Source organism: Streptomyces sp. NPDC047000 (genome assembly GCF_040644295.1).
Taxonomy (GTDB): Bacteria; Actinomycetota; Actinomycetes; order Streptomycetales; family Streptomycetaceae; genus Streptomyces.
In genome coordinates this window covers 18,229-41,968 of record NZ_JBEYWE010000016.1, presented here as the reverse complement: position 1 = coordinate 41,968, position 23,740 = coordinate 18,229, and the positions used below count along the sequence as shown (strand labels likewise).

The following is a 23,740-nucleotide window of genomic DNA, read 5'->3' as shown; positions in this document are numbered from 1 at the left end:
ATGATCCCCCACACATTGTGGGCATCTTGCTCACCGTAGGCATCAGATCACAAGGAGTAAGTTTTCAGATACTGATAAAGAGGGCGCGCGAACCCATCAGCCGCTCCAGTTCCGCCTGTAGCCAGCGGGCCGCGGGCAGCAGCCGTTCCGCCTGGTCAGAGGGCAGGGAGATGGCCATACTGGCCGCCGCGCCGCCGATCGTGATGGGGATCGCGGCACACACCGTGCCCAGGGCGTATTCCTGGCGCTCGACCACCGGTTCGGCCCGCCGGGCCCGCTCCAGACGGCGTAGCAGGGTGTCACTGTCACGCACCGTGTACGGAGTGAGAGGGCGCACGGGGTGGCGCTCGAGGTGGTCACGGCGTGCGTCGTCGTCCAGCTGGGCCAGCAGACACTGACCGATGGCGTGCGCGTGCGCCGTCTCGCGCAGGTCGGCCCACTCCTCGACAGCCGGGTTCCCTGGAGTGTCGGCGACGCCCAGGATGTCGATCTCGCCGTCGCGATAGACCGCGTAGTACACAGGTGCGCCGATCGAATCACGCCACCGGCCGAGTGTGTCGGCGATCGTGCCGCGACGTTTCTGCTCGGCGGCGCCGATGCCGAGCCGCTCCACAGCGGCACCGAGATGGAACCGCCCTCCGTCGCGCCGCAGATAGCCCTCGTGCACCAGGGTGCGCAGCAGGTGGTACGCGGTGGGGAGGGCGAGCCCGGTCTCCCGGGCGAGTTGCTTGGCGGGCGCTCCGCGCTCGTGCCCGGCGACGGCTTCCAGCAACCGCATGGCCCGCTGCACGGACCCGATGAGCGTCACCTCACGCGTCCGGTCCGCCGGAGCCCGCTGTCCCGGGGGCCCTGCCGTGCCGGCCTCCGGGGAGCGCCGCTGCTTCGGTGGTGCGGGGAGTGCCTGGGGTTGTGCGGGTGCGGTGTCAGCCGTGGCCAAGGGTCACTCCCGGAGCGCGAGGGGGGCCGACCCGTGCCGGAGAGGAACACGGGCGGAGTCGTACGGCGCCCGTGGGGACCGGTCCCACGGGGAACTTCGGACTCTAACCTCGCCCCGCCGTCCGCAGTCACCCCGCGCGGGCAAACTTCCCTCCCGCGAGGGAACGAGCGGAACCGGATCCCTCACCGGTCACCGGTCACCGGCCGCCGCGGCGCTCACCAGTCGCCGCGCGACGAGGAACCCGACATGAACCTCCGCACCACATAGATCAGTCCGCCGACCAGGGCCACGAAGACCAGCAGCTTGAACAGCAGACCGATCACGAAGCCGACGACGGTGGCGATCAGCCCGCCGAACACGACCAGCGCGATGACCGGCACCGCGATCCACTTCACCCACCACGGCAGTCCTGTGAAGATCTCACCCATTGCCTTCGTCCTTTGCCTCTCTGCCCGTCGTCACTGCCGGGGTCCGTAGAGGTCCCGCACCTTCGGGTGCCGGATCCTCCTGTCCTCTGCCCTTGATGCTAGGCCGGGCAGTGCCCGGGCGGGGGCCTCGCGTCCCTTGTCCGCCCCTGAGCGATCCCCTAGGGAATCGGGGAGAACCCCTCAGGCTTCCGGGGGAGAGAAGACGACGAGCACCCGGAGGTCCTCGCTGATGTGGTGGAACTTGTGAGCCACCCCGGCCGGCACGAACACCACGCTGCCGCGTGCCACCTGGGTGGTCTCCAGGCCGACGGTGAGCGAGGCACGACCGCTCACGACGAAGTACACCTCGTCCTGGCGGTGCGGGTTCTGGGGGTCGTGCGCACCCGCGTCGAGGGCGTAGAGACCGACCGACATGTTCCGCTCCCGCAGGAACTGCAGGTAGGCCCCGTCGTTGGCGGCGCGTTCCGCCTCCAGCTCGTCCAAGCGGAATACCTTCATCGTCCTCGCCCGTACTCGTGACCGATCTCGTCTGCCACGATCAGACACATGAAGAATTTCGTAGTCAAGACGATCGCCAACGCGGGCGCCCTGGCCGTGGCCGTATGGCTGCTCGACAAGATCACGCTGACCGGGGACAACACGGGCCGGAAGGCCTGGACGCTGATCCTCGTGGCTCTGGTGTTCGGCCTGGTGAACGCCGTGGTCAAGCCCCTCGTCAAGGTGCTGACCTTCCCGCTGTTCATTCTGACGCTGGGTCTGATCACCTTGGTGGTCAACGCCTTGATGCTGCTGCTGACCTCCTGGGTGTGCGACAAGCTCGACCTGAGCTTCCACGTCGACGGCTTCTGGGCGGCCATATGGGGCGGATTGATCATCTCGATCGTCTCCTGGGCCCTGCACCTGGTCCTGCCCGACGAGGACTGAGCCCGATGGCCTATCGCGTCTGCTTCGTCTGTACGGGCAACATCTGCCGTTCCCCGATGGCGGAGTGGGTCTTCCGCGCACGTGTCGAGGAAGCCGGCCTCGACGGTCTGGTCGAGGTCGACAGCGCCGGCACCGGAGGCTGGCACGCGGGAGACGGCGCGGATCCGCGCACGGTCTCAGCGCTCGCGGCGGGCGGCTACGGCACCGCCCACACGGCACGCCGGTTCGAGCCGTCCTGGTTCGCCGACCGGGATCTCGTGATCGCCCTCGACACCGGTCATCTCAGAGCACTGCGCAGCATGGCGTCGGCACCGGAGGACGCGGCGAAGGTGCGGCTGCTGCGCTCGTACGACCCGGCTGCCGGGGGCGACCTCGACGTACCGGACCCTTATTACGGCGACATGAGCGGTTTTCTCGAGTGTCTCGAGATGGTGGAGGCGGCCAGTTCCGGTCTGCTGGACGCGGTGCGCGACCACTTGGAGAGGCGAGCGGCCTGAAGAACCCCCGCCCGCGAGGCGAACGGTCCGAGCCTCCCCCCTCGTGGCTCGGACCGTCCCCGGTTCCGCGCGCCGAGAACCGCGCGAACAAGGCTAGTTGACTGTGTGTCAGTGTCCAATCACTGTAGCGACAGAGACCTATCGACTTATTTATAGTTGGGCCCTGCCGCGGGGGCGGGGAGAAGGGCAGGGACCGTGGAGGGACCCACCATGGATCTGGCCTTGCTGCGCACTTTCGTGACCGTGCACCGGGCCGGTTCCTTCACCCGTGCCGCCGCGTTGCTCGGCCTCTCCCAGCCCGCCGTCACCTCCCAGATCCGTACCCTGGAACGGCAGGTGGGCCGCCCGCTGTTCCTGCGGCAGGCCCGCGGGGTGATCCCCACATCCATCGGCGACGAACTCGCCCACAAGGCCGCCCCGCACCTCGACGCGCTCGTGGAGATCACCGAATCCGGTCTGGACGACGACTCCTCCTTACGCACGCTGCATCTCGCCGGACCACCCGAATTCACCGCCGAACGCGTCCTGCCGGCCCTCGTGGCGCTCACCGGCGAGGACGGCCAGGGCATCGCGTTGCGCGCCTCCTTCAAAACCGCCGATGAAGCGCTGGAGGGACTGGCCGCCGGACACCACGATCTGGCCGTCAGCACGGCCCGGCCACGCGGCCCGCTGCTCACCGCGACCCCGCTCTGCGACGAGGTGCACATCCTGGTGGCCGCCCCCCGCTGGGCCGCGCGGATCGACGCCGACGCCCTGCGCCACAAGGGCGCGTCCGCGCTGGAGAACCTGCCCGTGGTCGAGGTCCACGAGTCGCTGCCGTTCGTCTCCCGTTACTGGGCCTCCGTGTTCGACGCCCTCCCGGCCACCTCCGGCGCCGTCGTCGCGCCCGACCTGCGGGCGGTCCTGTCCTGCACGACCGCGGGCGCGGGACTCGCGGTCCTGCCCCGCTACCTGTGCACCGGCGCGCTGGAACGCGGTGACGTGGTCGCCCTGCACGAGCCCGCGGTACCGCCGCTGCGGACATACTTCCTGGTGGTCCGTACCGGAACGCTGTCCCTGCCGCCGGTCACCCGCGCGCATGAGTGTCTGCAGCGCGCGGCCGCCGACTGGTGCTGAACGGCACTGCACCCAAGATCACACAACGGGGTCGGTTGGTGACGTTTCGCGATGTTTCACGTGGAACAAGCTGGGCCACATTTCTCCCATGACCGTCCGACCCGTGGTCAAGCGCACCGCCCGAGCCGTCCTGCTGGACGGCGACGACCTCATCCTGATCAAACGCACCAAACCCGGCATCGATCCCTACTGGGTCACTCCAGGTGGCGGGGTCGAGCCGGACGACACGACCGTCGTCGACGCCCTGCACCGCGAGGTGCACGAGGAACTCGGCGCCAAGATCACCGACGTGGTGCCCTGCTTCGTCGACACCGTGGAGCACATCGGCGAGGACGGCGGGGCGACCGGCGTCAAAGTGCAGCACTTCTTCGTCTGCCACCTGGAATCCATGGACCCGGCCCTGCGGCACGGGCCCGAGGTGGAGGCACCCGCCGGCGAGTACGAGATCGTACGGGTACCCTTCACCAGGGTCGGCATCGCCTCCGTCCATCTCGTCCCGCTCTCGCTGCGGCACTACCTGGACGGCAACATCGAGGGCGTCCGCGCCCTGCACGCCCCCGACCTGGGCTGACACCGGGTTCCCGTCACCCCTCGGCCCGGGCCGCCTCCTCCTCCACGGGGTCGTGCCGGATGCGGTGGGCCGCCACTCCGTTGTCCGCCAGAGCGCTCACGGCACTGCGGATCAGGGCGGGCGGGCCGGCGACACAGCCGTCATAGCCGTCCCAGGGCCCCAGCGCCCTGACGGCATGCGGGAGCTGGTGCACCCCGTTGCGGTCCGGCACCGGACGGACCTCCAGCCATGTGTGGCGCTTCTGGAGGAGCCGCAGATCCTCGAGTCCGTACAGGTCCCGCTCGCTACGGGCGCCGTACACCACCTCGACGGTCCGCCGGCCGCCCTTCCCGGCGATGTCCTCCACGATCGCTTTGACCGGGGCTATACCGGTGCCGCCGGCGACGCAGACGATTCCGCAGTCGGTGGTGTGGTCGACGGTCATCGTGCCGGTCGGGGCACCGAGCCGGACGACATCGCCGAGTCGGGCCCGGTGCACCAGGGCGTTCGACACCCAGCCCGCGGGGACGGCCTTCACATGGAAGGTCAGCAGCCCGTCGGGCCGAGGAGCCGAGGCGAAGGAGTACGAGCGCCAGACCCGGGGCCACCACGGGGTCTCCACCCCGGCGTACTGCCCGGCCAGATAGGGGTAGGGCTGGTCGGGGCGGACGGTCACGGCCGTCACGTCCTGGGTCAGCGGCTCATGCGCGACGATCTCCGCCTGCCACCACGCCGGGGCGCGCAGTTCGTCTGCGGCCGCGGCATCGATCATCTCCTGGGAGAACGTCGTGTACGCCCGCACCCACGCCGCCTCCGTCCCGGCGCTCCAGACGCGGCCCGCGTAGAAGCTCAGAGCACCCAGAAGGCACTCTCCGACGGCCGGGTAGTGCTCGGCACGGATGCCGTACTTGCGGTGGCTGCGCCCCAGGGTCTGCAGATAGCCCACCAGGAACCGGGCGTCGTCGAGGTGCTCGGCCGTGGTGAGCAGCGCCTTCAGCAGACGGTCCCGCTGGGTGTCCATCCCGGCGGGGAACATCGGGCGCAGTCCCGGGTGGCGCACGAAGAGCAGCGCGTAGAAGTAGGCGGTGAACTCGTCGGCCACGGGAGCGATCTCGGCCATGGTGCGACGGATCAACTCGCCGTCCGGGGGCGTACCGGGAGCCGTGGGGGCGCCCGGTACGGACACGGCCGCAGCGGCGCCCGGACCGGACGGCTGCAGAGCGGCGTTCGGACCGGACGGGGACACGGCGGTGTGAGGGTCGTCCGGGGTCCGGGCGCCGGAGGGCGGCGCCGCCCGGCCAAGCGGTCCGCCCCGGACCGGCGGCACGGTGCCGGCGGGCACGGGCGGTATGCCCTCCTGGGCCGCACCGGCCGGGCCGGATCGCCCGGTACCCGTACCCGGGACGTTGCCGTCCGCCGCAGGGCCCTCCACCCGCCGCACCACCGCAGGACGCAGTCCCTCGCCCGCCCCCCGCGCGCCGGACGGCCGTTCCTCCACCGGCCTGTGCGGGCTGAACCAGCCGCCCTCACCGGGTGCACCGTTGTCGGCCGACGGGGTGGTAGGAGCGTCCATCGTGTGCCTCGCCTCGAACTGCCTTCGGTCGGTCGGCGCCTTCCCTGCACGGAAAGACACGCTTCCTCCGTGGACGACGTGCTTTTCACCGTTCCGGCCGGACGTCCGCAGCTCGTCCGGCGTCGGGTTCAATCCATTCACATTGAACCCGCATTCCCGCCCCCTACGGGTGAGTAAGGCAAGAGTGCGCCAAGCTCGCCGCTGCTCATTTCCTTCAATTCCCGGGCGGGCCGGACGACTTGTCCGGACCCGGTCACACACCGCAGATCCGTGGCGGCCACCGGCCGGGAGCTCCACGGGAAACAGCGGCCATCTGTCCGAACCCTGTACACGCGGCCACGGCATGGCCAAAAGCACGTATGTCTCCCGGGAAACGGTGGACGCCGAGGGTGCCTGTCGGACAGCCTGACCTGCGTGCCGACTCCTGCCCTCGCAACCCTTCCCATTCGCCGGCTGACGATTCGCGATCTGGCCGCCTGCGCCGACTTGTCCGAGGATCGGGGGTGGCCTCGCGAAGAACACAAATGGGGCTTCCTTCTGACCGCGGGAAAGGGATATGGCATCGACGATCCCGGCGGCGGACTGGTCTGCGCATGCGTGGTCACGGAATACGGCCCCTGGGACCGTCCCTCACTGGGCGCCGTCGGAATGGTCCTGGTCTCCGAACGCCACGCCCGGCAAGGCGTCGGGCGCCGGTTGATGCGGCATGTCGTCACGACGATGAGTACCACTCCGCTGACCCTCTACGCGACACCGGACGGCCGCCCGCTGTACGAGGAAATCGGCTTCAAGGTGACCGGCGGCGCGCATACGGTGCGCGGGCACTTCACACCCGGGGAAACGCGGCCCCGGGTGGCGACCCGCCCTGCCACCGGCGAGGATCTTCCCGCGATCCTCCGGCTCGACGAGGAGGTGTTCGGCGCCGACCGCACCCATGTCGTCACCCGGCTTCCCGCCTTCACCGACCGGCTCCGCGTCGCCGAGGAAGGGGGGCGGATCATCGGTTACGCGGGGTCGTGGCCCACCGACGGCGTCCAGGTCGTCGGACCGCTGATCGCTCGTGACACCGAGACCGCGAAGGCGCTCGTCAGCTCGCTCGCCGCCGGTACGGACCGTCCCCTGCGTACGGACATCGACGTACGGCACGAGGAACTGCTGGCCTGGGCCGTGGAACACGGCCTCACGGCCACCGCGCTCCACTCCGTGATGACGTACGGGACCGGGGAGTTGCCCGGCGACTGGAGCCGACGGTTCGCACCGGTGACGGTCGCGGCGAGCTGACGGTCGAGACACCCGCGGGCGCGTCGGTGCGCACCGGAGGCCCGAAACGCCGTTCCGCGACGGCCGCCCGCATAGGCTGCGCTCATGGGAGATCCCGAAACCGGAGCAACGGACCTCACCGTCCGCACCGCCGTCGCCGACGACGTACCGGCGATCGTCGCCCTGCTGGCCGACGACCCGTTGGGCGCCCTGCGCGAGTCACCGGACGATCCGGCCCCGTATCTGGCCGCCCTGCAGCGGCTGAGCGCCGATCCGCACCAGCACCTCGTCGTCGCGGTGCGAGAGGGTCGTGTGGTGGGCACCCTCCAGCTCACGATCGTGCCCGGACTGTCCCGCAGGGGTGCGACCAGATCGATCATCGAGGGTGTCCGCGTCCATGCCGATGAACGCGGCAGCGGCCTCGGTACCCGGCTCATCGAGTGGGCGATCGACGAATCCCGCCGACAGGACTGTCAGTTGGTCCAGCTGACCTCCGACAGCACCCGCACCGACGCGCACCGCTTCTACGAGCGGCTCGGATTCACCGCATCACACATCGGTTTCAAACTCCCTCTGTGACACGGCTGTGGGTGGGCTGTTTCACGTGAAACAGCCCACCCACAGCGGGAACCCGCGGCACGGGACGGGCTACTTGATGCCGCGCCATCCCTCCGGGTCGACCCCGCCGGGCACAGGGGCTCCCTCCTCGTACGGCTGACGGGTGAAGACGAACGATCCGAGGTCCAGGTGGCTCAGCGTCCCGTCCGGGCGCCGTACGGCCCGCAGAAGCTCTCCGTCGTAGTAGTCGTCCCGTCCGGTCCAGGTGCCGTCGCCATGGGGCTCGAACCGCGACCGGCGGCCGTCACCCGTCAGAGGCTCCAGCACGAGCAGTCCGTCCGCCGTCACCCGCAGACCGAAGCCGTAGGTTCCCCAGTACCACTGCCCCGCCAGCTCCAGGAGGGCCGGGTCGACCTCCCGCAGAGGGCGCCACGGCTCCGGGATCCTGGGCTCGGCCTCGGCGACGATGCCCACGAGATCGGCGGCCACTCCTGACAGCAGCGGACCCGAGGTGCAGTTGGCCAGCACCACGGCCGCGATGTCGTCCGCCACACCGATGGTGAGATGGGCCAGGAAGCCCGGCAGCGAACCCGAGTGTCCCACCAGCAGCCGCCCCCCACACTGCCGGACCTGCAGCCCGAGTCCGTACGACACGCCGTCCGCCACGTCCGCGGCGTCGGCCGGCGCCGACGGCGTCCGCATCTCCGCCACGGAAGCCGCACTCAGCACCCGGTCGTCACCCCGGGCCAGGAAGGCGGCGAACCGGGCCAGGTCACCGGTCGTCGACCAGAGCTGCCCTGCGGGTGCCATCCTGCCGAGATCCTCGGCGGGCTCCGGCAGCAGCGCGTCCGCCCACGGGTGCACGGCCCAGCCGACCGCGTACGGTGCCACGGGCCGCACGGTCGTACGGCTCAGGCCGAGCGGCTCGAGCACCTCCCGCCGCAGCACGTCCTCCCACCGCGCGTCCCGCAGCGCCTCCACCAGCGCGCCCAGCAGAGTGAAACCGGTGTTCGAGTAGTGGTGACGGCGGCCGGCGGGATGGACAAAAGGCCTCTCACCGAGGACGTCCGACAGTTCGGGACGCAGTGATCCAGGAGTCCGCTCCCACCACGGGCCCGGCGACTCGGCCGCCAGCCCGCTGCTGTGGGCGAGCAGTCCGGCGATCGTCGCCTCCCCCGCACCGGTGCCCGGCAGATGCTTCTCCAGCCGGTCACCGAGATCGAGCACGCCCTCGTCACGCAGCCTGAGCACCAGAACGGCGGTGAAGGTCTTGGTGATCGAGCCGATCCTGAACTGCACGTTCTCATCCGGAGCGGCCCCGTCGACCGCGCTGCGCGCTCCCGTCCACACGGCTGCCCCGCCCCGTACGACCGTCGCCACGAGCGAGGGTGCCCGGCCGTCGGCCTGGGCCACGGCGATCCGGTGCAGCAGCGCGCGGCGGGTGGCGGGAAGCAGTTCGTCCTGAGGTGTTGTCATGATCCCAGTGCACCCGCCCGGGCCGCCGTACGTCGAGTCCATTTGGCCCGACGGGTCTGACAGATCGCTTTTCCGTCAGACCCGTTTACCGACGGCCGGACGGGTGCACCGGCCGGCCGGGCGGATCAGGTCTGTGCCATGTCGACGAACCGTGAGTAGTGGCCCTGGAAGGCCACCGTGATCGTCGCGGTCGGACCGTTGCGGTGCTTGGCGACGATCAGGTCGGCCTCGCCCGCACGCGGTGACTCCTTCTCGTAGGCGTCCTCGCGGTGCAGCAGGATGACCATGTCGGCGTCCTGCTCGATGGAGCCGGACTCACGCAGGTCGGACACCATGGGCTTCTTGTCGGTGCGCTGCTCGGGACCGCGGTTGAGCTGGGAGAGCGCGATCACCGGGATCTCGAGTTCCTTGGCCAGGAGCTTGAGGTTGCGGGACATGTCGGACACTTCCTGCTGCCGGCTCTCGGCACGCTTGGAACCGCCGTTCTGCATCAGCTGGAGGTAGTCGATGACGACGAGCTTGAGGTCGTTGCGCTGTTTCAGACGGCGGCACTTGGCCCGGATCTCCATCATCGACAGGTTCGGGGAATCATCGATGTACAGCGGTGCGGCCGACACGTCCGGCATACGGCGGGCCAGCCGCGTCCAGTCGTCGTCGGTCATCGTGCCGGAGCGCATGTGGTGCAGGGCGACCCGGGCCTCGGCGGACAGCAGACGCATCGCGATCTCGTTGCGCCCCATCTCGAGGGAGAAGATGACGCTGGGCAGGTTGTGCTTGATCGACGCGATGCGCGCGAAGTCCAGCGCGAGGGTGGACTTGCCCATGGCCGGGCGGGCCGCGATGACGATCATCTGACCCGGGTGCAGTCCGTTGGTGAGAGAGTCCAGGTCGGTGAAGCCGGTGGGCACACCCGTCATCTCCCCGCTGCGTGAGCCGATCGCCTCGATCTCGTCGAGAGCGCCCTCCATGATGTCGCCCAGCGGCAGGTAGTCCTCGCTGGTGCGCTGTTCGGTGACGGCGTAGATCTCACCCTGGGCGCGGTTGACGATGTCGTCGACATCACCGTCCGCCGCGTATCCCATCTGGGTGATGCGCGTGCCCGCCTCGACCAGGCGGCGCAGGACGGCACGTTCGTGAACGATCTCCGCGTAGTACTCGGCGTTCGCCGCCGTCGGCACCGTCTGGACGAGGGTGTGCAGATAGGAGGCGCCGCCGACCTTGTTGATCTCGCCGCGTTTGGTCAGTTCGGCGGCGATGGTGATGGGGTCCGCCGGCTCACCCTTGGCGTAGACGTCGAGGATCGCCTGGTAGATCGTCTCGTGCGCGGGCTTGTAGAAGTCGTGGCCCTTGAGCAGTTCCACGACGTCGGCGATGGCGTCCTTCGACAGCAGCATGCCGCCGAGCACGGACTGCTCGGCGTCCAGGTCCTGCGGGGGGACCCGCTCGAAAGCCGGTCCTCCGCCGTCCCACTCCCCGCTCTCCCGGCCCCGGTCATGCTGATCGTCCCGGCCTCGGCCGCCCTCGCCGCGCCGACGCGAGGCAGGCAGACGATCACTGGGCCCGCTCTCGGCCCACGGGTCGTCCAAGGGCTCGGAAATGCTCACCGAGCCACCTCCTCCCGTCCGCCCGGCGGACCTCGCCGTGCCTCTCTTTTCTACGGCACGGCACTGACAAATGAGAGGCCCTGCTCCACTGGTGGCGCGTCGGTTCTACGGCATGTCCGAGGCCGGTGCGCGGAGCGGGCGCCGCACCACGGTAGGCCCGTCGGCACCGTCAGCCAATCTGGTTATCCACAGGCCATGTGGACGACGGGCCGGATGCTGTGGAGAAGTCGCCCAAACCTGTGCACGAGCCGGTGGACAGTGTGTGAACAAGCCAGCAAATGTTCCCCCCACACCCTTCTGACCTGCACTTTCACCGCCCAAGGGCTGTGCAGAAGAAAAACTTTTCCAGTCAGCCCAAGATCGCTTCGAACGCCGCGCGAAAGTACACCCCGTGCGAATCACAGTAAGGGTCACAAGTGGCTTGCATCACTTACCTGTGGACGATTAGATTGATGCCCATGACACAGGCTCCTCCGACCTCCCGCGCCGCCCGGCGACAGCACGACCGTGAGATCGTCGCGCTGGCCGTCCCGGCCTTCGGCGCCCTGGTCGCCGAGCCTCTCTTCGTCATGGCCGACAGTGCGATCGTGGGGCATCTCGGCACGGCTCAGCTCGCCGGACTCGGCATCGCCTCGGCCCTCCTCACCACGGCGGTGAGCGTCTTCGTCTTCCTCGCCTACGCCACCACGGCGGCCGTCGCACGCCGTGTCGGTTCGGGCGACCTGCCGTCCGCCATCCGCCAGGGTATGGACGGCATCTGGCTGGCGCTGCTGCTCGGTGCAGCCGTCATCACCGTCGTCCTTCCCACCGCACCCGCCCTGGTGCGGCTCTTCGGCGCCTCCGGCACCGCGGCACCGTATGCGACCACCTATCTGAGGATCTCCGCCCTCGGCATCCCGGCCATGCTCGTCGTGCTCGCGGCCACCGGTGTCCTGCGCGGGTTGCAGAACACCAGAACGCCGCTCTATGTCGCCGTCGCGGGCTTCGTCGCCAACGCCGTTCTCAATGTGGGGCTCGTCTACGGCTTCGGTCTCGGTATCGCCGGTTCGGCGTGGGGCACGGTGATCGCCCAGTGCGGGATGGCCGCGGTCTATCTCACCGTGGTCGTCCGCGGGGCCCGTGAACACGGTGCCTCTCTGCGGCCGGATGCCGCAGGTATCCGGGCCTCGGCACAGGCGGGCGTGCCACTGCTGGTCCGCACGCTCTCCCTGCGGGCGATCCTGATGATCGCCACCGCCGTAGCGGCCCGCCTCGGCGACGCCGATATCGCCGCCCACCAGATCGTCCTGTCCCTGTGGAGCCTGCTCGCCTTCGCGCTGGATGCCATCGCGATCGCAGGGCAGGCCATCATCGGCCGCTATCTGGGCGCCGACGACGCCCAGGGTGCCCGGAACGCCTGCCGGCGCATGGTGCAGTGGGGCATAGCGGCGGGATGCGTCCTCGGTCTGCTGGTGGTCGTGGCCCGGCCGGTCTTCCTGCCGTTGTTCACCGGTGACCCGACGGTGCAGGACGCGGCGTTTCCGGCACTCCTCCTGGTGGCGCTGTCCGAGCCGGTGTGCGGCGTCGTCTTCGTCCTGGACGGCGTCCTGATGGGCGCGGGAGACGGCCCCTATCTCGCAGGAGCGATGGTGCTCACCCTGGCGGTCTTCACCCCGGTCGCCCTGCTGGTGCCCGTCCTCGGCGGGGGCCTGACCGCCCTGTGGGGGGCGATGGCCTTGATGATGACGGTGCGGATGCTGACACTGGGATGGCGTGCCCGCTCGGGCCGCTGGGCCGTGACGGGTGCGGCGCGCTGAATCGGCACGAGGAACCGACCGTTTCACGTGAAACCGCGTGAAGCATCGCAGCTGTCACGTTTCACGTGAAACATGCGGATCACGCATGACCCGTCCAAGCAGGGGCGCCCGATACCGGATCACCGACGCCACCCCGTCCGTACGAGAGGGGCCGCACCCGGTAACGGTGCGGCCCCTCTTGTCACAACCGGCCCGGTGATCAGCCCGCGACGACCTCGATGCTGACCTTGGCGGCAACCTCGGGGTGCAGACGCACGGACGTCTCGTGGGCGCCCAGGGTCTTGATCGGCGAGCCGACCTCGATCCGGCGCTTGTCGACGTCGGGACCACCGGCGGCCTTGATCGCCGAGGCGATGTCGGCCTGGGTGACGGAGCCGAAGAGACGGCCGGAGTCACCGGAGCGGACGGCCAGGCGTACCTTGACGCCCTCGAGCCGGGCCTTCACGACGTTGGCCTGCTCGATGGTCTGAATCTCGTGGATCTTGCGAGCACGGCGGATCTGCTCGACGTCCTTCTCGCCGCCCTTGGTCCAGCGGATCGCGAACTTCCGCGGGATCAGGTAGTTGCGGGCGTAGCCGTCCTTGACGTCGACGACTTCGCCGGCGGCACCGAGGCCAGAGACCTCGTGGGTGAGGATGATCTTCATGAGTCGGTCACCCTTCCCTTAGCGCGCGGTGGACGTGTAGGGCAGCAGCGCCATCTCACGGCTGTTCTTAACGGCCGTGGCGACATCACGCTGGTGCTGGGTGCAGTTGCCGGTCACGCGGCGGGCACGGATCTTGCCGCGGTCGGAAATGAACTTCCGCAGCATGTTCGTGTCCTTGTAGTCCACGTACGTGACCTTGTCCTTGCAGAACGCGCAAACCTTCTTCTTCGGCTTGCGCACAGGCGGCTTCGCCATGGTGTTTCTCCTGTGTGATCAAGAAGTGTGGGTACGGCCCACCCTCGGTCCGGGGACCTAGAAGGGGGGCTCGTCCGAGTAGCCGCCGCCACCGCCGCCGCCGGAGTTGCCACCCCAGCCGCCACCGCCGCCCTGGTTGCCGGCGGGAGCGCTGGTCGCCCAGGGGTCGTCGGCGCCGCCGCCGCTCTGCTGACCGCCGCCGGGGCCACCGCCCCAGCCGCCGCCACCCTGGCCGCCACCGCCGCCCGGCCCGCCCTGGCCACCGCGGCCGGAGGTCTTGGTGACCTTGGCCGTGGCGTTGCGCAGGCTGGGGCCGACTTCCTCGACGTCCAGCTCGTAGACCGTGCGCTTGACACCCTCCCGGTCCTCGTAGGACCGCTGCTTCAGCCGGCCCTGCACGACGACGCGCATGCCTCGCTGGAGCGACTCGGCGACGTTCTCAGCCGCCTGGCGCCAGACCGAGCAGGTCAGGAACAGGCTCTCGCCGTCCTTCCACTCGTTCGTCTGCCGGTCGAAGGTGCGGGGGGTGGACGCGACACGGAACTTCGCGACCGCCGCACCGGAGGGGGTGAAACGCAGCTCGGGGTCGTCGACAAGATTGCCGACCACCGTGATGACGGTCTCGCCTGCCATGGATGAACCTCTCGGCGGGTGTGCTGCTGCTGGTTGCTGCTACTCGAAGTCCCGGGACCTGCTGAGCGGAGGAGCTCAGTGGGTCTCGGGGCGGAGGACCTTGGTCCGGAGGACCGACTCGTTCAGGTTCATCTGGCGGTCGAGCTCCTTGACGACCCCAGGCTCGGCCTGGAGGTCGATGACCGAGTAGATGCCCTCGGGCTTCTTCTTGATCTCGTACGCGAGCCGACGACGGCCCCAGGTGTCGACCTTCTCGACCTTGCCGCCGCCGTCACGGACGACGGACAGGAAGTTCTCGATCAACGGAGAGACAGAGCGCTCCTCGACATCGGGGTCGAGGATGACCATCACCTCGTAGTGACGCATGTGAAACCCACCTCCTCTGGACTCAACGGCCACGGTCGTTCCGTGGCAGGAGGGTTGTGATGCGTACGCAACGGTATCGGCCGCCACTGACAATCGGGGCAGCTCTCCCCGGATCCTGGCGGACCCACGGGCGCGGACCCCGGCCGCAGACGGGCCGCGGATCGTCCGCCGGGCCCGGACAGACGCACCCGGGACGGACTTGTGGCCCGGACAGACACCGGTGCAGACGGTACACACTACCCGCACACCCGCTTCCGGTTGAAATCAAGCGGCCCGGACAGTCAGTCTGTACACGTCGGGTGTACGAGGCGCTACGATGCGCCGCCTTCCGCAGGAGGTGCCCCATGGCACAGGCATTGCGACCCAACACCGCCGGATCCCTCTTCGCCACGGACGGCAGGTCCCACCCCCTCCAGGACACCCTGCTCGCGGTGACCCTGACCCTGGGTGTGACGGCCTTCGTCACGGGATTCTTCGACCAGCTGAACCTGCTCGCCTCCTGGACCGGCCTGGCCGGGATCGTCACCGGGGCCTACGGTCAGTGGATCTCGGAGACCACGCGCGAACGCTTCGGACTGGTCCTGGGCCTCGGTGCCGCAGGCGTCGGGTTCTATCTCGGCATGGCGCACGGCGGCCTGTTCGGCTGACGCGGCAAGAGCCTCACGGACCGCGGGAAGAGCCTCACGGACCGCGGGAGGGACCTTCGGACGCCGAACAAACCACCGCACACACCATCACATCGTCACCCCGTCACCACCACGTGGCGGTCCTGGCCCGCCCCGGCCCCCAAACGGCCGGGGCGCCGGGTGCGTCTGCCCAGCCAGGCCATGGCCAAGGCGCAGTAGGCTTCGGCGCGTGAGCCGGCACCCCTGACCCATGGGGACACACCAGCCCGAGGAGCGCCCCGACATGAGCCTGACACTGAGGACCATCAGCCGCGAGCAGCATCTGGCGTACATCCAGAGCCTGCCGGCGGCCAGTCACATGCAGGTCCCGGCCTGGGCCGACGTCAAGGCGGAGTGGCGCTCCGAGAGTCTCGGCTGGTTCGACCCCCGTACCGGTGAACTGGTCGGTGTCGGCCTGGTGCTCTACCGCCAGCTGCCCAAGATCAAGCGGTATCTGGCCTATCTGCCCGAGGGCCCGGTCATCAACTGGTTCGCGCCGAACCTGGACGACTGGATGCAGCCGATGCTGGCGCACCTCAAGCAGCAGGGCGCGTTCTCCGTGAAGATGGGCCCGCCGGTGATCATCCGGCGCTGGAACTCGAACTCCATCAAGCAGGGCATCCAGAGCCCCGACGTGAAGCGGCTGCGTGACATCGAGGCCGACTTCATCGAGCCGCGCGCCTTCGAGGTGGCCGACAAGCTGCGCCGGATGGGCTGGCAGCAGGGCGAGGACGGCGGTGCGGGCTTCGGCGACGTACAGCCGCGCTACGTCTTCCAGGTGCCGCTGGCGAATCGTTCCCTGGAAGAGGTCCACAGGAACTTCAACCAGCTGTGGCGCCGCAACATCAAGAAGGCCGAGAAGGCCGGCGTCGAGGTCGTCCAGGCCGGCTACCAGGACCTCGAGGAGTGGCAGCGGCTGTACGAGATCACGGCCGTGCGCGACCACTTCCGGCCGCGCCCGCTGTCGTACTTCCAGCGTATGTGGACGGCCCTCAACTCCGAGGACCCCAACCGCATGCGGTTGTACTTCGCACGCCACAACGGGGTGAATCTGTCGGCGGCGACCATGCTGATCGTCGGCGGGCACGTCTGGTACTCGTACGGCGCCTCCGACAACATCGGCCGTGAGGTGCGGCCGTCGAACGCCATGCAGTGGCGGATGCTCCGTGACGCGTACGCGCTCGGCGCCACCGTCTACGACCTGCGCGGCATCTCCGACTCGCTGGACGAGACCGATCACCTCTTCGGTCTGATCCAGTTCAAGGTGGGCACCGGCGGTGAGGCCGCCGAGTACCTCGGCGAGTGGGACTTCCCGCTGAACAAACTCCTCCACAAGGCGCTGGACATTTACATGTCGCGCCGCTGACCCGGCACAATTGCCTCTTGTCCCTCACACGTCCCCCATAACGTCGCAGCAACAGGAAGGGTCCGGGTCACGCCATGGCGCTCACGCTCTACGTCGACACCGCGCGCTGGCGGGCGCATCACAAGCACGTGCAGGAGCAGTTCCCGGGACTGGTCCCGGTCTGCAAGGGCAACGGCTACGGCTTCGGTCATGAGCGGCTCGCGGAGGAGGCCACCCGTATGGGCTCGGACGTCCTCGCCGTCGGCACGACCTACGAAGCCGCGCGGATCAAGGACTTCTTCAGCGGTGACCTGCTGGTGCTGACGCCCTACCGGCGTGGCGAGGAGCCCGTCCCGCTGCCCGACCGGGTGATCCGCTCGGTGTCGTCCGTGGACGGCGTCTACGGCCTCGTGGGAGCCCGCGTGGTCATCGAGGTGATGTCCTCGATGAAGCGGCACGGCGTCAGCGAGCAGGACCTGCCTCAGCTGCACTCGGCCATCGAGAGCATCCGGCTCGAGGGCTTCGCCATCCATCTGCCGCTGGACCGCACCGACGGCTCGGACGCCGTGGAGGAGGTCATCGCCTGGATGGACCGGCTGCGCGCGGCCCGGCTGCCGCTGCACACGATGTTCGTCAGCCATCTGCGGGCCGAGGAACTCGTCCGGCTGCGGCAGCAGTTCCCGCAGACGCAGTTCCGCGCCCGGATCGGCACCCGGCTGTGGCTGGGGGACCACGAGGCGACCGAGTACCGCGGCGCCGTCCTGGACGTCACCCGCGTCGCCAAGGGCGACCGGTTCGGCTACCGGCAGCAGAAGACCGCGTCCGACGGCTACCTGGTCGTCGTGGCGGGCGGTACGTCGCACGGGGTGGGCCTGGAGGCCCCCAAGGCGCTGCACGGTGTGATGCCGCGCGCCAAGGGCGTCGCCCGGGCCGGTCTGGCCACGGTGAACCGGAACCTGTCGCCGTTCGTGTGGGGCGGCAAGCAGCGCTGGTTCGCCGAGCCGCCGCACATGCAGGTGTCGATCCTGTTCGTGCCGTCCGACGCGCCCGAGCCGAAGGTGGGCGAGGAGCTGGTGGCCCATCTGCGGCACACCACGACCCAGTTCGACCGCATCGTGGACCGCTGACCCCTGGGACACCCGCAGCATCAGCCACAGCCGAAAGGCCGTACACGGAAGGTTCCGTGTACGGCCTTTCGGTTCCGGGCATACGGCGCCCACGCCGTGTTCGCTCAGACTGTGTTCGCTCAGAGCGAACCGTCGGTCGGCCCGCGCGTGCCCCACTCCACGGTCGGCCCCCCGAACGGAACGGCGGGCTGTGGACGGCGGGCGGCGGAGCCGAGCACGAAGACGTCCTCCGCACCGTCGAGCACCCCGCCGGAAGGGTCGTCGTCACCCGAGCGGCGCACCACGTCCCGCTCCGGCAGGAGAATGTCCCGGACGACGACGGCGCACAGGTACAGCGTCCCCAGCAGGTGCACGGCGATGGCCCAGTGGTAGCCGTGAGTGGGCAGTCCCTTGTGTGCGTCACCGCTGGTCGTGTACGCGAGGTACATCCAGATACCGAGGTAGTACGTCACCTCGCAGGCCTGCCAGACCAGGAAGTCCCGCCACTTCGGCCGGGCCAGCACCGCCAGCGGGACCAGCCACAGGACGTACTGGGGCGAGTAGACCTTGTTGGTGACGATGAAGGCCGCCACGACCAGGAAGGCCAGCTGGGCGAAGCGGGGGCGCCTGGGCGCGGTCACCGTCAGGACGGCGATGCCGGCGAAACAGAGCACCACCAGTGCCATGGCCGCGGCGTTCACGAAGTCGGTGCTGGGCGGGGTGGTGGTGTTCTGCGCCCAGATGAGCCAGAAGGACCCGAAGTCGACGCCGCGTTCCTGGCTGAAGCGGTAGAACTTCGACCAGCCGTCGAAGGCGAAGAGCATCACCGGAAGGTTCACCACAAGCCAGGACAGGGCCGCGCCCCCCAGCGCCCTCCCGAAGTCCCGCCACTTGCCGGCGCGCCAGCACAGCAGGAAGAGCGGGCCGAGCAGGAACACCGGGTAGAGCTTGGCGGCCGTGGCGAGGCCCAACAGAAGGCCGAACGCGAGGGAACGGCCACGGGACCACATCAGCATCGCGGCGGCCGTCAGAGCGACCGCCAGGAGGTCCCAGTTGATGGTGGCGGTCAGGACGAAGGCGGGGGCCAGCGCGAGCAGCAGGCCGTCCCAGGGACGCCGGACGTGGGTGCGGGCCACACAGACGGCGATGACGACCGCGCAGATCATCAGCATCCCGGCGTTGACCATCCAGTACCACTGTTCCTGGTGCTGGATGCTGCCGCTGCCGCTGCCGGGGGTCAGCCAGGCGGCCACCTCCATGAACACACCGGTCAGCACCGGGTACTCGAGGTAGTCCATGTCGCCGGGCAGCTTGTCGAAATAGGGCACGAGCCCGTCGGCGAATCCGCGGCCCTGGTAGAGGTGCGGAATGTCCGAGTAGCAGGCGTGCGTGTACTGCGAACTGGCGCCGAAGAACCAGGCGCCGTCATAGCAGGGCGCCTTCTGTACCAGGCCGAGGGCGAACATCCCGATCGCCACGAACACGACCACGCGCACCGGGGTCCACCAGGTCGCACCGAGCAGGGCGTGGCGACCGACCGGGCCTCCGATCAGCTCGCTGCCGCTCGCGGCGATCTCGTCGTCCCTGGTCGGCAGCACCGGCTCGGACTCGTCCACGCTCGCTGGCGTCGTTTCTGCACTGGGCATGGGGTCATCCTGCCGTATAGGCCTGGGAGCGGGGGAACTCGTCGCCACACCAAGCACCGAGACCCGTTTCATGCGGATAAATACAGAATCGAGAAATTTAGTGATCTTGCCGAAGCTGAACCTGCGCGATAGTTTCTGAGAAAAGAAGGAGGGTACATATGAAAATGCGAGGAAAGGCTTCCTTAGTGGCTGCCGGTTCCATGCTGCTCATCGGCTTCACGGCCGGCCCGTCGCAGGCCGCCGTGACGCACATCGCCGGCTGTTCCACCACCGGCGCCAGCGGGACTGTAAACACGAGCGGCTGGGATTACGGCGACAACAGCATTCCCTCACTCACTCTGACGGTCTGGGACACCGAGTCGGACGGCCATCATGCGCAGATCCGCCTTGTGGCGCAGTACCCGGACACCGTGAGCTTCTTCCCGTGGCACTCCAACTATGACGGATACGCCACCTCCAAGGAGTTCGACTCCTATGTAGCTGCGGGGGGAAGTATCTCGGACGTCGGAATTCAGGTGGCCAGGTACGAAGGAAGCACCCAATTGAATCACTGTACGAAATGGGTGTCCGGCTCCACCATGGAACCCTGAGCATTTCCGGTCGAGACCGAGGCGAACACAGTGGCCCGTGTCTGCATCTCTCCCCCAAGGGATGCAGACACGGGCCAGCTCTTTTCGGCGGGTCAGCCTCCGGAACCTCCGAAGAGGCCGCCCCCGTTCCCGTTGCCCTTGGTGCTGGAGGCACTCGCCGTCGGCGACAGGGTCACTCCGCCGGTACTGCCTCCGGTGGAGGTGCCTCCGTTGTTGTCACACTTCCAGCTGAAGCCGTTGCAGGTGTTCGTGGCGGACGGGGTGGGCGACTCCGGCGTGGCGCTGGGCGTCTCGCTCGGCGTCTCGCTCGGCGTCTCGCTGGGGGTGATGGTGACGGACGGGGTCGGGGACGGGGCGCCGTCCTCGTCCTGGAGCACACCGATCTTCGCGGCGTCCGGGAACCCGGGGTCGGACTTCCCCTTCAGAGCGCCCTTCATGTACTCGGTCCACACCAGCGTCGGGATGTCACCGCCGTGGATGGACGCGACGCCCGCGGTGCCGTTCATGGAGAGCAGCTCGTGGTCCTTGGGGTTCTCGCGGAACATCGCGACCGAGGTCGACAGCTGCTGGGTGTAGCCGACGAACCAGGCCGACTTGTTGCTGTCGGTGGTACCGGTCTTGCCGGCCGCGGTACGGCCCAGGGCCTTGGCGTTCTCGCCGGTGCCGTTCTGGATCACGTTCTCCAGGGTGTCCGTGACGTTGTTCGCCACGTCGGCGGGCAGGGCGCTCGTGGACTTCGGCTTGGTGAAGTCCGACTGCTCCTGGCCGTCCTTCTTGACGGCCGTCACCGAGTACGGGTCCACGTGCTTGCCCGACGCCGCGAACGTCGCGTAGGCGTCGGCCATGCGGATCGCACTGGGCGTCGACGTACCGATGGCGAACGATGGGTTGAGATCCTGCGACATGCTGTCCGGCAGGATGCCGGACGCCTTCGCGACGTCCCGCACCTTGGTCATCCCGACGTCCACACCGAGTTGCACGAAGGGTGTGTTGATGGACTGCTCCATCGCCTTGCGCAGGGTGATGTAACCCCAGGCGTGGTCACTCTCGTTGCGCTGCCGGAAGACCGACTGGTCCTTGTTCAGGTAGTAGCTGCCGTCCGGCTTCCGCACCTTGAGGTTGTCGTCACCGTTGTACTTGGCCAGCGGTGACAGCCCGTCAGGGTTGGTCTTGTACGTGCCGTACTCCATGGCCGCGGCGAGCACGAACGGCTTCCACGTCGAACCCACCGGGACACCGGAGGTGTCGGCGTTGTTGGTGAAGTGGTTGTTCTCGTAGCCCTCGCCGCCGTACAGCGCGACGATCGCGCCGTCGTTGGGCACCACCGAGGCCGCTCCGAACTGGACGTACTTGTCCAGATCGCGCTTCTTCGGGTCGAGGCGGGCCTTCTGGATCTTCTTGACGGCCGCGTTCAGGTCGTCGACCTTGCTCTTGTCGAAGGTCGTGTAGATCTGGTAGCCGCCCTGGTCGAACTGGGTCTGGGAGATGTCCGAGTGCGTCAGGACGTACTTCTTGGCGGTGTCCACCAGGTAGCTGATCTGTCCGGTCATGCCCTTGGTCGCCTTGCGGCCGTCGGGCTTCGGGTACTTCTTGATCGCTTCCTGGTACTGGGCGTCCGTGAGGTGCTTGTCCTTGTGCATCTCGCCGAGGATCCAGCTCCAGCGCTCCTGGGAACGCTTGAGGTTGGCGGACGCGGTCGCGGCGGGATCGATGCTCTCGTTGCCCGCCGGGTCGTAGTACGTCGCGCCTTTCAGGAGGGCCGCGAGGACGGCGCACTGGCTCGCCGTGAGTCTCTCCGCGTTCACGCCGTAGTACGTCTGGGCCGCCGCCTGGATGCCGTAGGCACCCCGGCCGTAGTACGAGGTGTTCAGATAGCCCTGGAGGATCTGCGACTTCTTGAGCTTCGTGCCCACCTTTATGGAGATGAACATCTCCTTGAACTTCCGGGAGACCGTCTGCTCCTGGCTCAGGTAGGTGTTCTTCACGAACTGCTGGGTGATCGTCGAACCACCCTGCGTCTGACCGCCCTTCGCCATGTTGACCAGGGCACGGGCGATGCCCATGGGGTCGACGCCGGAGTCCTGGTAGAAGCTCTTGTTCTCCGCGGAGATCACCGCGTACTGCATGGGCTTCGGGATCTTGTCGATGGTGACGTTCTGGCGGTTGACGCCGGTGCCGGTGGCCACCATCTGCTCGCCGTTGGCCCAGTAGTAGACGTTGTTCTGCGACTGGGCCGCGGCGTTCTCGTCAGGGATGCCCACCATGGCGTAGGCGACGCCGACCATGGCCACCAGGCTGCCGAAGAAGAAGATGCCCAGCCCGGTGACGAGCCTCCAGGACGGCACCCAGCGGCGCCAGCCGTACTTGTCGAAGCGGGGGTAGTCGACGAACCGCTTCGGACCCCCGGCGTCGGCTCTCCCACGCCCCGGACCGCCCGGACCGCCGGGTCCGCCGGGTCCGCGGCCGTTGTCGGGGGCCCTGCGGCGGTTGCCCGGGCCTCTCTGTGCGGCGCGCCTTGCCTCGGCACGGCTGCTGTACGAGGACTCGCCGCCCTCGTAGCGGTTCGGTCCACTCGGCCCATAGGAATCGGAAGGAGACCCGGTGGCGCCTCGCGGTGCCGCGCGGCGGCCGGCGGACGAGCCGGGCTGGCCGCGTCGGGCCGCGGCACGTCCGTCTCCCTGCGGCTGCGGCGGTTTGCGACGGTGCTCGCTCATCGAACGATTACTCCTCGGGCAGGCGCACCCTTGGGCGCCTGGAAACGGCGGCTGGTTTCCGGTCCCCCCGAAGTACGGATGTGGTCGGTCCTGCATTCACCCGTACTGCACCAAGGACGAGGACGCCCCCCAGGTGTCACTCGGTTCCCGGTGGTGTGCATGGCGCACAGACTACGCACCGCCAAAACCCGTCGTGGGACGAAGTTCACCTCAAACCAGGCACTTCGCCGCCGATGAATCCATGATGTGACCCCGTTCACTTTTCCCCCTCTTGTCGCATCCGGAAGGCCGTTCTATCGTCGTGATGTATCGAGTCGATACATCGGAGCGAGATAAAGTGGCCAGGACAGGGAGGAGGCGACGATGAGCCGGCGTGCCGGGATCCTCGAGTTCGCTGTTCTCGGTCTGCTCCGCGAGTCTCCGATGCACGGCTATGAGCTGCGTAAACGGCTCAATACATCGCTGGGTGTGTTCCGTGCGTTCAGCTACGGGACGCTGTATCCGTGCCTCAAGACACTGGTCGCGAGCGGCTGGTTGACCGAGGAGACGGGGAGAACCCCCGAGGAGGCCCTTGCCGCTCCGCTCGCGGGCCGCCGCGCCAAGATCGTCTACAGGCTGACGGCGGAAGGCAAGGAACACTTCGAGCAGTTGCTCTCGCAGACGGGTCCCGACGCGTACGAGGACGAGCACTTCGCCGCTCGTTTCGCGTTCTTCGGACAGACGTCGCGCGATGTCCGCATGCGCGTGCTGGAAGGCCGCCGCAGCAGGCTGGAGGAGCGACTGGAGAAGATGAGCCTCTCGCTGGCACGCACCCGGGAGCGGCTGGACGACTACACGCTCGAGCTCCAGCGCCACGGGATGGAGTCCGTGGAGCGCGAAGTGCGCTGGCTGAACGAGCTCATCGAGAGCGAACGGACCGGGCGGGACCTCACGGGTCCCCCCGCCGGGGGATCCGCCCAGCAGGACATCGCAACTGGATCGACGGGCGGCCTGCCCCGTCCCGGGGACACCCCGGAGACGGATACGCCCGGCGACACCGCCACGTGACGGCCCGT

The 23,740-nt window shown here is 68.5% G+C and carries 24 protein-coding genes; 12 read left to right on the top strand and 12 right to left on the bottom strand.

Annotation, left to right across the window (positions count from 1 at the left end; genetic code table 11):
* Positions 1–64: 64 nt before the first annotated feature.
* The 3 genes from ABZ862_RS23865 to ABZ862_RS23855 all read right to left on the bottom strand — a co-directional run bounded on the left by ABZ862_RS23865 (position 65) and on the right by ABZ862_RS23855 (position 1,863).
* Positions 65–808: a helix-turn-helix domain-containing protein gene (locus ABZ862_RS23865; protein ID WP_360961313.1), complete on the bottom strand. Its 744-nt coding sequence runs from the start codon at positions 806–808 to the stop codon at positions 65–67.
* A 344-nt stretch (positions 809–1,152) separates the two neighbouring features.
* Entirely contained in the window at positions 1,153–1,365 is a 213-nt protein-coding gene (locus tag ABZ862_RS23860; protein WP_360961311.1) for a DUF5326 family protein, read from the bottom strand.
* A 180-nt stretch (positions 1,366–1,545) separates the two neighbouring features.
* Entirely contained in the window at positions 1,546–1,863 is a 318-nt protein-coding gene (locus tag ABZ862_RS23855) for a cupin domain-containing protein (protein ID WP_360961308.1), read from the bottom strand.
* 48 nt (positions 1,864–1,911) lie between these two features.
* Between ABZ862_RS23855 and ABZ862_RS23850 the strand changes: the two genes are divergently transcribed.
* From ABZ862_RS23850 to ABZ862_RS23835, 4 genes are all read left to right on the top strand, one after another.
* On the top strand, positions 1,912–2,289 hold the full coding sequence (locus tag ABZ862_RS23850) for a phage holin family protein (RefSeq protein WP_360961305.1): 378 nt from the start codon (positions 1,912–1,914) through the stop codon (positions 2,287–2,289).
* Positions 2,290–2,294: 5 nt separating this feature from the next.
* Positions 2,295–2,786, top strand: coding sequence for a low molecular weight protein-tyrosine-phosphatase (locus ABZ862_RS23845; protein ID WP_360961302.1), 492 nt, complete (start codon positions 2,295–2,297; stop codon positions 2,784–2,786).
* Positions 2,787–2,996: 210 nt separating this feature from the next.
* Positions 2,997–3,902: a LysR family transcriptional regulator gene (locus ABZ862_RS23840; RefSeq protein ID WP_360961299.1), complete on the top strand. Its 906-nt coding sequence runs from the start codon at positions 2,997–2,999 to the stop codon at positions 3,900–3,902.
* Positions 3,903–3,990: 88 nt separating this feature from the next.
* Positions 3,991–4,473, top strand: coding sequence for an NUDIX hydrolase (locus ABZ862_RS23835; RefSeq protein ID WP_360961296.1), 483 nt, complete (start codon positions 3,991–3,993; stop codon positions 4,471–4,473).
* A gap of 13 nt (positions 4,474–4,486) precedes the next feature.
* On the opposite strand, the gene ABZ862_RS23830 is transcribed toward ABZ862_RS23835, so the two are convergent.
* Positions 4,487–5,572 carry a globin domain-containing protein gene (locus ABZ862_RS23830; protein WP_360961293.1) on the bottom strand — a complete coding sequence of 362 codons (1,086 nt, stop codon included), beginning with the start codon at positions 5,570–5,572 and terminating at the stop codon, positions 4,487–4,489.
* 867 nt (positions 5,573–6,439) lie between these two features.
* Between ABZ862_RS23830 and ABZ862_RS23825 the strand changes: the two genes are divergently transcribed.
* Complete coding sequence (locus ABZ862_RS23825; protein ID WP_360961290.1) at positions 6,440–7,306, top strand: GNAT family N-acetyltransferase; 867 nt, start codon at positions 6,440–6,442, stop codon at positions 7,304–7,306.
* An 84-nt stretch (positions 7,307–7,390) separates the two neighbouring features.
* Positions 7,391–7,864 carry a GNAT family N-acetyltransferase gene (locus ABZ862_RS23820; RefSeq protein WP_360961287.1) on the top strand — a complete coding sequence of 158 codons (474 nt, stop codon included), beginning with the start codon at positions 7,391–7,393 and terminating at the stop codon, positions 7,862–7,864.
* Between the two features lie 69 nt (positions 7,865–7,933).
* Here ABZ862_RS23820 and ABZ862_RS23815 read toward each other — a convergent pair whose 3' ends face one another.
* Together ABZ862_RS23815 and dnaB are read right to left on the bottom strand one after the other, a co-directional pair.
* Positions 7,934–9,319 (bottom strand): serine hydrolase domain-containing protein, encoded by a 1,386-nt coding sequence (locus tag ABZ862_RS23815; protein WP_360961285.1) that lies wholly within the window; start codon positions 9,317–9,319, stop codon positions 7,934–7,936.
* A 125-nt stretch (positions 9,320–9,444) separates the two neighbouring features.
* Positions 9,445–10,923 (bottom strand): replicative DNA helicase, encoded by a 1,479-nt coding sequence (dnaB, locus tag ABZ862_RS23810; protein WP_360961282.1) that lies wholly within the window; start codon positions 10,921–10,923, stop codon positions 9,445–9,447.
* Between the two features lie 458 nt (positions 10,924–11,381).
* Between dnaB and ABZ862_RS23805 the strand changes: the two genes are divergently transcribed.
* Positions 11,382–12,719 carry an MATE family efflux transporter gene (locus ABZ862_RS23805; protein WP_360961279.1) on the top strand — a complete coding sequence of 446 codons (1,338 nt, stop codon included), beginning with the start codon at positions 11,382–11,384 and terminating at the stop codon, positions 12,717–12,719.
* Positions 12,720–12,918: 199 nt separating this feature from the next.
* On the opposite strand, the gene rplI is transcribed toward ABZ862_RS23805, so the two are convergent.
* From rplI to rpsF, 4 genes are all read right to left on the bottom strand, one after another.
* On the bottom strand, positions 12,919–13,365 hold the full coding sequence (gene rplI, locus ABZ862_RS23800) for a 50S ribosomal protein L9 (protein ID WP_360961276.1): 447 nt from the start codon (positions 13,363–13,365) through the stop codon (positions 12,919–12,921).
* 18 nt (positions 13,366–13,383) lie between these two features.
* The gene (gene rpsR, locus ABZ862_RS23795) at positions 13,384–13,620 is read right to left on the bottom strand and encodes a 30S ribosomal protein S18 (protein WP_003949403.1); all 237 of its coding nucleotides are present in this window, start codon (positions 13,618–13,620) and stop codon (positions 13,384–13,386) included.
* A 57-nt stretch (positions 13,621–13,677) separates the two neighbouring features.
* Positions 13,678–14,253 carry a single-stranded DNA-binding protein gene (locus tag ABZ862_RS23790; protein WP_360961273.1) on the bottom strand — a complete coding sequence of 192 codons (576 nt, stop codon included), beginning with the start codon at positions 14,251–14,253 and terminating at the stop codon, positions 13,678–13,680.
* Positions 14,254–14,328: 75 nt separating this feature from the next.
* Complete coding sequence (rpsF, locus tag ABZ862_RS23785; RefSeq protein ID WP_360961270.1) at positions 14,329–14,619, bottom strand: 30S ribosomal protein S6; 291 nt, start codon at positions 14,617–14,619, stop codon at positions 14,329–14,331.
* A 344-nt stretch (positions 14,620–14,963) separates the two neighbouring features.
* On the opposite strand from rpsF, the gene ABZ862_RS23780 reads away from it, so the two are divergent.
* The 3 genes from ABZ862_RS23780 (at position 14,964) to ABZ862_RS23770 (ending at position 17,756) form a co-directional block, all read left to right on the top strand.
* Positions 14,964–15,266 carry a hypothetical protein gene (locus ABZ862_RS23780; RefSeq protein ID WP_360961267.1) on the top strand — a complete coding sequence of 101 codons (303 nt, stop codon included), beginning with the start codon at positions 14,964–14,966 and terminating at the stop codon, positions 15,264–15,266.
* Between the two features lie 262 nt (positions 15,267–15,528).
* Entirely contained in the window at positions 15,529–16,650 is a 1,122-nt protein-coding gene (femX, locus tag ABZ862_RS23775; RefSeq protein WP_360961264.1) for a peptidoglycan bridge formation glycyltransferase FemX, read from the top strand.
* Positions 16,651–16,724: 74 nt separating this feature from the next.
* Positions 16,725–17,756, top strand: coding sequence for an alanine racemase (locus tag ABZ862_RS23770; RefSeq protein WP_360961261.1), 1,032 nt, complete (start codon positions 16,725–16,727; stop codon positions 17,754–17,756).
* A gap of 119 nt (positions 17,757–17,875) precedes the next feature.
* Here ABZ862_RS23770 and ABZ862_RS23765 read toward each other — a convergent pair whose 3' ends face one another.
* Positions 17,876–19,381, bottom strand: a complete 1,506-nt coding sequence (locus ABZ862_RS23765) for a glycosyltransferase 87 family protein (RefSeq protein ID WP_360961258.1) — start codon at positions 19,379–19,381, stop codon at positions 17,876–17,878.
* A 158-nt stretch (positions 19,382–19,539) separates the two neighbouring features.
* Here ABZ862_RS23765 and ABZ862_RS23760 point away from each other — a divergent pair, with 158 nt between their 5' ends.
* Positions 19,540–19,971, top strand: a complete 432-nt coding sequence (locus ABZ862_RS23760; protein ID WP_360961256.1) for a hypothetical protein — start codon at positions 19,540–19,542, stop codon at positions 19,969–19,971.
* 92 nt (positions 19,972–20,063) lie between these two features.
* Here ABZ862_RS23760 and ABZ862_RS23755 read toward each other — a convergent pair whose 3' ends face one another.
* On the bottom strand, positions 20,064–22,685 hold the full coding sequence (locus ABZ862_RS23755; RefSeq protein WP_360961253.1) for a transglycosylase domain-containing protein: 2,622 nt from the start codon (positions 22,683–22,685) through the stop codon (positions 20,064–20,066).
* Positions 22,686–23,048: 363 nt separating this feature from the next.
* Between ABZ862_RS23755 and ABZ862_RS23750 the strand changes: the two genes are divergently transcribed.
* Complete coding sequence (locus tag ABZ862_RS23750; protein WP_360961250.1) at positions 23,049–23,732, top strand: PadR family transcriptional regulator; 684 nt, start codon at positions 23,049–23,051, stop codon at positions 23,730–23,732.
* The last annotated feature ends 8 nt before the right edge of the window (positions 23,733–23,740 follow it).

What these genes read in the sequence shown, in the direction of transcription:
- ABZ862_RS23860 (WP_360961311.1), bottom strand. Translation starts at nt 1,365, where the DNA reads ATGGGTGAGATCTTCACAGGACTGCCGTGGTGGGTGAAGTGGATCGCG.
- ABZ862_RS23855 (WP_360961308.1), bottom strand. Translation starts at nt 1,863, where the DNA reads ATGAAGGTATTCCGCTTGGACGAGCTGGAGGCGGAACGCGCCGCCAAC.
- ABZ862_RS23850 (WP_360961305.1), top strand. Translation starts at nt 1,912, where the DNA reads ATGAAGAATTTCGTAGTCAAGACGATCGCCAACGCGGGCGCCCTGGCC.
- ABZ862_RS23845 (WP_360961302.1), top strand. Translation starts at nt 2,295, where the DNA reads ATGGCCTATCGCGTCTGCTTCGTCTGTACGGGCAACATCTGCCGTTCC.
- ABZ862_RS23840 (WP_360961299.1), top strand. Translation starts at nt 2,997, where the DNA reads ATGGATCTGGCCTTGCTGCGCACTTTCGTGACCGTGCACCGGGCCGGT.
- ABZ862_RS23835 (WP_360961296.1), top strand. Translation starts at nt 3,991, where the DNA reads ATGACCGTCCGACCCGTGGTCAAGCGCACCGCCCGAGCCGTCCTGCTG.
- ABZ862_RS23830 (WP_360961293.1), bottom strand. Translation starts at nt 5,572, where the DNA reads ATGGCCGAGATCGCTCCCGTGGCCGACGAGTTCACCGCCTACTTCTAC.
- ABZ862_RS23820 (WP_360961287.1), top strand. Translation starts at nt 7,391, where the DNA reads ATGGGAGATCCCGAAACCGGAGCAACGGACCTCACCGTCCGCACCGCC.
- ABZ862_RS23815 (WP_360961285.1), bottom strand. Translation starts at nt 9,319, where the DNA reads ATGACAACACCTCAGGACGAACTGCTTCCCGCCACCCGCCGCGCGCTG.
- ABZ862_RS23805 (WP_360961279.1), top strand. Translation starts at nt 11,382, where the DNA reads ATGACACAGGCTCCTCCGACCTCCCGCGCCGCCCGGCGACAGCACGAC.
- rplI (WP_360961276.1), bottom strand. Translation starts at nt 13,365, where the DNA reads ATGAAGATCATCCTCACCCACGAGGTCTCTGGCCTCGGTGCCGCCGGC.
- rpsR (WP_003949403.1), bottom strand. Translation starts at nt 13,620, where the DNA reads ATGGCGAAGCCGCCTGTGCGCAAGCCGAAGAAGAAGGTTTGCGCGTTC.
- ABZ862_RS23790 (WP_360961273.1), bottom strand. Translation starts at nt 14,253, where the DNA reads ATGGCAGGCGAGACCGTCATCACGGTGGTCGGCAATCTTGTCGACGAC.
- rpsF (WP_360961270.1), bottom strand. Translation starts at nt 14,619, where the DNA reads ATGCGTCACTACGAGGTGATGGTCATCCTCGACCCCGATGTCGAGGAG.
- ABZ862_RS23780 (WP_360961267.1), top strand. Translation starts at nt 14,964, where the DNA reads ATGGCACAGGCATTGCGACCCAACACCGCCGGATCCCTCTTCGCCACG.
- femX (WP_360961264.1), top strand. Translation starts at nt 15,529, where the DNA reads ATGAGCCTGACACTGAGGACCATCAGCCGCGAGCAGCATCTGGCGTAC.
- ABZ862_RS23770 (WP_360961261.1), top strand. Translation starts at nt 16,725, where the DNA reads ATGGCGCTCACGCTCTACGTCGACACCGCGCGCTGGCGGGCGCATCAC.
- ABZ862_RS23765 (WP_360961258.1), bottom strand. Translation starts at nt 19,381, where the DNA reads ATGCCCAGTGCAGAAACGACGCCAGCGAGCGTGGACGAGTCCGAGCCG.
- ABZ862_RS23760 (WP_360961256.1), top strand. Translation starts at nt 19,540, where the DNA reads ATGAAAATGCGAGGAAAGGCTTCCTTAGTGGCTGCCGGTTCCATGCTG.
- ABZ862_RS23755 (WP_360961253.1), bottom strand. Translation starts at nt 22,685, where the DNA reads ATGAGCGAGCACCGTCGCAAACCGCCGCAGCCGCAGGGAGACGGACGT.
- ABZ862_RS23750 (WP_360961250.1), top strand. Translation starts at nt 23,049, where the DNA reads ATGAGCCGGCGTGCCGGGATCCTCGAGTTCGCTGTTCTCGGTCTGCTC.